Origin of the sequence: Companilactobacillus kimchiensis (genome assembly GCF_001438805.1) — a bacterium.
GTDB lineage: Bacteria > Bacillota > Bacilli > Lactobacillales > Lactobacillaceae > Companilactobacillus > Companilactobacillus kimchiensis.
This window is the reverse complement of sequence record NZ_JQCF01000049.1, coordinates 1-7,192: the sequence shown is the minus strand read 5'-3', so window position 1 is coordinate 7,192 and position 7,192 is coordinate 1. Positions and strand designations below refer to the sequence as shown.

Below are 7,192 nucleotides of genomic sequence, written 5' to 3'. Positions count from 1 at the left end.
GAATTTGTGCGGACGACGGCAGGATAAGAAAACCTCCGCTTTAACCAATCTTTAGTGAGAACTTGAAAGATGATGGTACTAACTTTTATTTATTATTCATCAGTCAATGAATCACGTGGATCAAGTTTAGCAGCACGTCTTGATGGAGCTAGGGCAGCAAGTAAACTGATCACAATGCTGACCACGATACCGAAGATAAAGTTACCTGGGGAGATGGCAACAATCGTGGCCTTAAAGGCACCTTGGGCAATTGAATTAACTCCCATTTGAGCTAACCAGGCAATGATTGAAGCGAAGACACCTGATAATAGGCCAATTAAGAAGGATTCAGAAATGAACATATTTCTAATATCTTTCTTTCTGGCACCAATGGCACGAAGGATACCAATTTCTTGAGTACGTTCGGATACACTGATGTAAAGAACAACAATGATCATGATAGCGGAGACGATTAGAGAAATTCCAGCGATACCAGCTAAGACGTCAAAAGCCAATCTTAGATAAGTATTTAGAGAATCGATAATGGCACCGACACCAGTAATCGTGTATCTGTTTTGTTTCTTCTTATCAATAGTTGTCTTGTAAGATTTAACCTTTTCTTGGACACCTTTGACGTTAAGAGTGTCATTAACAGAAAGGGTAGCAAAGTTAGGTTTAATGGCAACATTAGCATCCTTAGCAGCAGTTTCTAGTGTGTTATAGGTAATAGCTGATGATCCGGATTTGATAATACCTGAAACTTTTAAGTTCATTGTAATTTGGGTTGGTTGGTTATTCTTATCGAGACTTGTAACGTACATCTTAACGTTTTTACCAACCATATTCTTGTAATTCTTTTTATCTAGTTTTTGAGCATCAGATTTCAAAAGTATAATCTGATTATTGCTTGGTTTTTTACCCGTAGTGATATCGTCCGGTTTTTCAGTCGCATTCCAAGTTTGGAAGAATTGAACAGCGACATTTTTATTGTTGAAATTAACTTTAGGACCTTGGGCAAAATAAGCTTTTTCAACCTTTTTAACGTTCTTGATACTTTTGAAATTCTTCAGATCCGAATTGCTCATGTTGATGCTACTAGGATCAGTATTATCTCGTGAAACGGTCTTAGTTACTTGAATTGCATTGGGATTAACTTGCTTAGTCATTTCACCGTTGATGTATCCGGTAATACCAGAGCCTAGTCCTAACATAAAGATGACTGAGAAGATACCAATTGCAGCTCCCAGAATAATCAAGATATTACGACCCTTGGTATAACGCATATGTTCCCAAGCTAAACGAAAAGTATCACCAAAACTTAAGTGAGTAATATTCTTATCAGTCGTAATTTCGTTAGGAATTGGATATGGATCACGTAAGGTTTTGTCAGAGTCAACTTTACCATCCTGCAAGTGAACCACACGAGTACCATAGTCAGCCACGATTTGTGAGTGAGTCACGGCGATAACTAATTTACCTTCTTTGGCAATGTCATCTAAAATCTTCAAAACTTCTTCAGTATTTTCAGAATCCAAAGCACCAGTTGGTTCATCAGCGATGATGATTTCAGGATCATTTGCTAAGGCACGGGCGATTGCAACACGTTGTTTTTGTCCACCGGATAATTGGCTAGGATGTTTATCGAGATGTTCAGCCAGACCCACTTTAGCAAGTAGGGATTTAGCACGGCCAGTTCGCTGACTTTTATTTAATGAAGACATTTCGAGTGGAACCATAACATTTTCAAGAATAGTTAGGTGGCTAATTAAATGGAAACTTTGGAAAACGAAGCCAACTGTGTGGCTACGATAGTTATCTAAAGCCTTGTCGGAACCTTTTTTCAAAGATTTGTCGTCAACTAAAATGTCACCTTTAAATTGTGAATCCAAGCCACCAATGGTATTTAGTAGGGTAGTTTTACCACCACCGGATTCACCAAGAATAGAAACAAATTCTCCACGGTCTAGTTTCAAATCGATTCCCTTTAGTACGGGAAATTCTTGCTTGTTTAACGTAAATGATTTTCTTACGTCTTTTAACTCAAGTAAGCTCATTTATTTACCCCTCTTCTGTTATATTTGACACACATCGTCAACGCTATATTAATAATTGTAAATTTATTTTGAACTTTTTAAAAATTTAATGCCTTGTGTGTAAATATTGTTCTTATTTTCTTAACAGTTAGAAGTATATAATGATTTTGATTTTCAACCTATTGCAATAGGTCATAAGTTTCATATGACTTTAGTCATATTTCTTCATAAATAGGGCTACTTCAGTCCGATTAGACAGTTGTAGTTTCTCAAAAATATTAGTGACATAGTTTTTAACAGTACCTTCGGATAGGAACAAAATCGTACTAATTTCCTTGTTACTCTTACCGTTAGCGATGGCACGGGCTATCTCCAATTCACGGGATGTTAAAGAAGTAATCATATCTTGTTGGTCGTTGTTTTGAATACCAGCGACAAGGCTGTTACTGATCTGACTGCCGATGATTGACTCATTATTTTGTACTTTTTTGATATCTGTAATCAATTCTTTGCCATCAGTATCCTTAAGTAAATAACCATTAGCACCGTTTTTTAAAGCTTGAAAAATATATTCGTAATCATTAAAGGTAGTTAGAATCAAAATTTTAACATCCGAGTAATTTTGATGGATGATTTTAGTAGCATCGACTCCATTCATAACAGGCATCTTGATATCCATCAAAACGATATCGCAGTTATTATTCTGTAAATAATCAATTACTTCTTGGCCATTCCTAGCCTGAAAAACAATGTCGATTTCATCATCGAAACCTAATACTAAGGCCAGTCCTTCACGGACAATTGCTTGATCATCAGCGATAATCATTTTAATCATTATTGGTTACTCCAATCGGAAGGGTGATGTCAGTTTTGAAACCTACCGGATAATTATCGGTAAATTCGACGGTACCCTGTAATTTTTTAACGCGATCTTTAATGCCATTGATACCGTTTGAGGCGGTAATATCGGTAGCATTTAAACCGTTGTTGCTCAAATTAAAAATCAATTGATTATCATTTAAACGTAATTTGATAATAATTAATGAACTGTGACCATGTTTGAGACTATTAGTGATGAATTCTTGTGCTGTTTTATAAATTAGATCTTTGATTGAAATATCGAGCTTATTAACATCAAAGTACATTTTTAAATCAACTTTGACTTTACCAGTTACGGAAATTGAACTTTGAAGTTCTTCCAAGGCTGTTTTTAAATCAGCTAATTCCTTCGATTCGTTAAGTTCATTAACTGATTCTCGTAATTCAATCAAACTGTGGTCGATAATACTTTTCGATTTATCGAGGATTTGATGAGATTTCTGTGGATCAGTGTCGATAAATTGATTTAATGCGTCCAGATGCAATCTCAAACCAATCAGTGAATGTCCCAACATATCATGTAAATTTTGAGAAATTCGTTGCCGTTCTTCAATCAAAGTCAATTCTTTTATTTTGGCAGAGTAATCCTGTAACTGATCAACCTTAGTCATTAATTCTTTATTCAAATTATCAATGGCCCGATTCTTTTCGACTAAATTGAGATACAAATAGGAAATAAGGTAGGTGCTCCAGAATTGAATTGTAAATGGAGAGAGGATTAGTTCAAAATAACCAACCCAAGTGCTGAAGTTTAGTTGGGTGACAGTCGGCAGAACAACGAAAGCAAAATAAATGATAAATTGAATAATAATGATATGTTTGGGTCGAGGAGTATGCCTGATGGTACTTTCAGCGGTTTCTACGATCATAAAGTAAAAATACATGATGGTGATAGTTTTGGGATTCATTAAGTTAATGAACCCTAGAATAATAAATATTAAATAGGTTGAACATTCGATTATCTGAACAGAGTGTTTTTTTAACCAAGGGCTATAATTCCAAATATCTAAAGCAGCTGCCAAAAATGTGAAGGATATGAAAATGATTTTGTTTTGATAAGATAAATTTTTAACGATTAATTCAATGATGACGATGAAAAGTATGAGCATTCGCAAGTAAAAGCCCAAAAATTTTTTAAACTGCATATTGATTTCCTTTGTAGTCGATTTAGTTACAGAATACTATTTTTGAGGAAACAAAAAAACCTCACACATTGGGAAATGAGTGAGGAAAACGATTGCTGGTTTTGTATTAGTCAAACTTTAAGGTATGGAAATGTTGCAAATCAGTATTTACGGAGAAGGACAGGCTGGGTTTTATAATAAGCGGTAAGAGGTGAGGGTTCGCCTTCCCCGTAAAAACATTATAACCAATCTAAAACCGATTCCGCTAACCTAGTTTGATATATCAAGATATTAGACGGTTGATTATTCAGTATAAATTTCTTTCAATTGAAGTAACTTGGACTTATCGATGCCTAAAGCCGAATCCAAATAATTTTCAAAACTACCATAATAGTGATCGATGGCTTCAAAAACTGAAGTAATACTTTCTAAATCACCTTTAGTCATATTCATCCGATTGATATCTTGGTTACCATTTTTGTCGTTGAGAGTTTGTTCAATAGTTTCATTGTTCTCGTACATTAAGTTAGTTAAAAGATAATCTTTCGTAATTGTTTCGTCGTCAACTCCTAAGGCCTTAAGGACTAACAAAGCACCAATTCCAGTTCGATCTTTGCCAGCAGCACAATGGAATAATAAGGCTTGATCCGCTTTACTGTTCTCAAGTAATAAATTAAATAGGAATTTATAGGCCAGTTGTCCTTTAGTATCAAGAACGACAGTTTGATAAATCATTCCCAGGTATGAAAAATTATCATGATTAATAATTCCAGCTAATTTCTCACCATTACCTTTTAGTGGATAAACTGGATCTGAATATATTTTATAAAAGTCAGATGTGGTATCGGCCCAATTCTGTTGTTCATCAGTAGAACGAAAGTCGACAACATAACGTAAACCATATTTTTTAAGGTAGCTTAAAGAATCGGCTGTTAAATTACTTATATCCCCTGAACGTAAGAGTTTATTGTATTTAATTGTTGTACCATCTGCAGTGGGATATCCACCAAGTTCACGTAAATTTATTGCACCTTCAAGATTTAATATGCGTTTCATTTTTTCTCCTCCCCGAGTCGTTGCGTATTTTAGGTCATTAGAAGTAAAATAATAATAAGGTGATTTATGGTGAAGAATAAACTTTCAATTATTATGACAGCTTATAATGTGGCTGATTATATTTCCAGCACGATTGATTCAGTGATTGCTCAAACTAATCAGGATTTCAATCTAATTATTGTGGACGATTGCTCTACAGATCAAACTCAGAAGATAATCCGTTCTTATGAAAAAGAATATGATTGGATCTCTGTTGTTTGCCACGCAAAAAATTCAGGTGTTTCTTCAGCGAGAAATACCGGATTACAACATGCTGATGGTGAATTAGTAACTTTTATTGATGGTGATGATCAGGTCGAACCTGATTACGTTGATCATTTTATCAAAATCTTTGCTGATGAAGATGTTGATATGGTCACTTGCGGATTCTTTAATGAGAGCGAGAATGGCAAAATCAAAAATAAAATTGCTAAGCATCAAACAGCAATTGTTGGTCGTGATGAGGCCGTGAAACAAATCATCAAGATGACTGGTACCGTGATGGGTTACACGTGGAACAAAGCTTATATTCGTTCAATTATCGTGAAGAATGATCTGTTGTTTCAAACTGATCTGGATTTGATGGAGGATCAAGTTTTTAATGTCCAATACGCTACCTTAGCTAGAAAGTTCTATCTTGATAACTTGCCACTGTATCATTATATTTCTCGTAAGGGCAGTATCACACAGAAGTTTGCGATGGAAAATGTTCGTGATGTTGGCGTCGCTAGGATGAAAGTCTATAAGACAATTCGAGATAGCACTCGAAATGAAAAAAATCAGATTTAATATATATTAATTATGGGTAAGTCAGGCAGAGTGCTTGGCTTTTTTGTGTAGCCTAATTTTTCTTTCCTGTGGAGAGCGGGATCAGTAGCTAAACACCAAATAAAGAATACCATTTAATAGAGGTTTTCTGCTTTCACAAAACTTTTTGAAAAACTTTCAGACTATTCCTTGACTGTAACGTTGCGGGACAGTTTATAGTATTTAATTGTAGAGAGATATATAAAGCAAATACAAAGGAGTTTTTAAATATGAAAGCAGTCGTAATTAGTCAAGCCGGTGGACCAGAAGTTCTAAAAATTGAAGATCGTCCTATGCCTAAGGCAACCGATGATAAAACAGTGATTCACATCAAAGCTTTTGCCGTTCATCGTTATGAAGTTTTGACTCGTGAGGGTGGTTCTCCTTCGGTTAAGTTCCCAAGAGTTATCGGTGTTGAAGCCGTTGGTGAGGTTTTTGAACCTGCTAAAAATAGTAAATTAAGTAAAGGTCAAAAGATTCTGGTTGTAAATGGTGGTTTTGGTCGTGAATTTGATGGTAGTGAACAACAATATGCTTTGGTACCTGATAATATTATTCACCCGGTTGAATTTGACGGTTCATGGACAGATTTTGCCAACTATCCAGAAACATTTTATACAGCCTTTGGTGCCTTGAAGGCAACTAAGTTACATGCTGGACAAACATTATTGGTTCGTGGTGGTACAACAGGTGTTGGTATGGCAGCCTTAGTTTTAGCCAATGCTATGGGTATTAAAGTTACTTCAACAACCAGACGTGAAGAACGTCGTCAAATGTTGTTGGATATGGGTGCAGCTGATGTTGTAATCGATAAAGATGGTAAATTACAAACGGACAAATCATATGATGGTTTCCTTGATATGGTTGGTGCAACGGTGGTTAGTGATTCGTTATCCCATGTTAAACGTGGTGGTTATTATACAACTATTGGTTTACTTTCAGGAGAATGGCTCTGGAAGAACTTTGATCCGTTTGAAAATATCGGTGGTAAATATATCACGGCCTTTGATGGTGTTGATATTAACGATGATGTTATTAATGAAATGTTCAAATTGATTAATGATAATCATTTAACAATTCCAATTTCTAAAGTTTTCAAACTTGATGATATTCAAGCAGCACAAGAATATATCATGAAACATGACCGTCCAATGGGACAAGTTATTGTGACAACCGACTAATAAAAAGTATGTTCATCAAAATTTTAAGTTCTTACTTAAGCTCGGTTAGAGCGAGAGTTAACGGAGTTATTATTATGATGCCGCTCTCCGCAAG

At 35.3% G+C, this 7,192-nt stretch carries 6 protein-coding genes; 2 read left to right on the top strand and 4 right to left on the bottom strand.

Annotated features, from left to right (window positions below):
* Window positions 1–92 precede the first annotated feature (92 nt).
* The 4 genes from IV57_RS12675 to IV57_RS12660 form a co-directional block, all read right to left on the bottom strand.
* A complete protein-coding gene (locus IV57_RS12675) occupies window positions 93–2,033 on the bottom strand; it encodes an ABC transporter ATP-binding protein/permease (protein WP_057881892.1) in 1,941 nt (646 codons plus the stop codon).
* Between the two features lie 190 nt (window positions 2,034–2,223).
* On the bottom strand, window positions 2,224–2,847 hold the full coding sequence (locus tag IV57_RS12670; RefSeq protein ID WP_057881891.1) for a response regulator transcription factor: 624 nt from the start codon (window positions 2,845–2,847) through the stop codon (window positions 2,224–2,226).
* The gene (locus tag IV57_RS12665; protein ID WP_057881890.1) at window positions 2,840–4,036 is read right to left on the bottom strand and encodes a sensor histidine kinase; all 1,197 of its coding nucleotides are present in this window, start codon (window positions 4,034–4,036) and stop codon (window positions 2,840–2,842) included. The genes IV57_RS12670 and IV57_RS12665 overlap by 8 nt, the downstream gene beginning before the upstream one ends.
* A 282-nt stretch (window positions 4,037–4,318) precedes the next feature.
* Entirely contained in the window at window positions 4,319–5,071 is a 753-nt protein-coding gene (locus IV57_RS12660; RefSeq protein ID WP_057881889.1) for a tyrosine-protein phosphatase, read from the bottom strand.
* A gap of 66 nt (window positions 5,072–5,137) precedes the next feature.
* Here IV57_RS12660 and IV57_RS12655 point away from each other — a divergent pair, with 66 nt between their 5' ends.
* Together IV57_RS12655 and IV57_RS12650 are read left to right on the top strand one after the other, a co-directional pair.
* Window positions 5,138–5,899 (top strand): glycosyltransferase family 2 protein, encoded by a 762-nt coding sequence (locus tag IV57_RS12655; protein WP_057881888.1) that lies wholly within the window; start codon window positions 5,138–5,140, stop codon window positions 5,897–5,899.
* A 248-nt stretch (window positions 5,900–6,147) separates the two neighbouring features.
* Window positions 6,148–7,098 (top strand): zinc-binding dehydrogenase, encoded by a 951-nt coding sequence (locus tag IV57_RS12650; RefSeq protein WP_057881887.1) that lies wholly within the window; start codon window positions 6,148–6,150, stop codon window positions 7,096–7,098.
* Window positions 7,099–7,192: the final 94 nt, after the last annotated feature.

Coding starts and splice junctions, on each gene's coding strand:
- IV57_RS12675 (WP_057881892.1), bottom strand. CDS start 2,033: ATGAGCTTACTTGAGTTAAAAGACGTAAGAAAATCATTTACGTTAAAC.
- IV57_RS12670 (WP_057881891.1), bottom strand. CDS start 2,847: ATGATTAAAATGATTATCGCTGATGATCAAGCAATTGTCCGTGAAGGA.
- IV57_RS12665 (WP_057881890.1), bottom strand. CDS start 4,036: ATGCAGTTTAAAAAATTTTTGGGCTTTTACTTGCGAATGCTCATACTT.
- IV57_RS12660 (WP_057881889.1), bottom strand. CDS start 5,071: ATGAAACGCATATTAAATCTTGAAGGTGCAATAAATTTACGTGAACTT.
- IV57_RS12655 (WP_057881888.1), top strand. CDS start 5,138: ATGGTGAAGAATAAACTTTCAATTATTATGACAGCTTATAATGTGGCT.
- IV57_RS12650 (WP_057881887.1), top strand. CDS start 6,148: ATGAAAGCAGTCGTAATTAGTCAAGCCGGTGGACCAGAAGTTCTAAAA.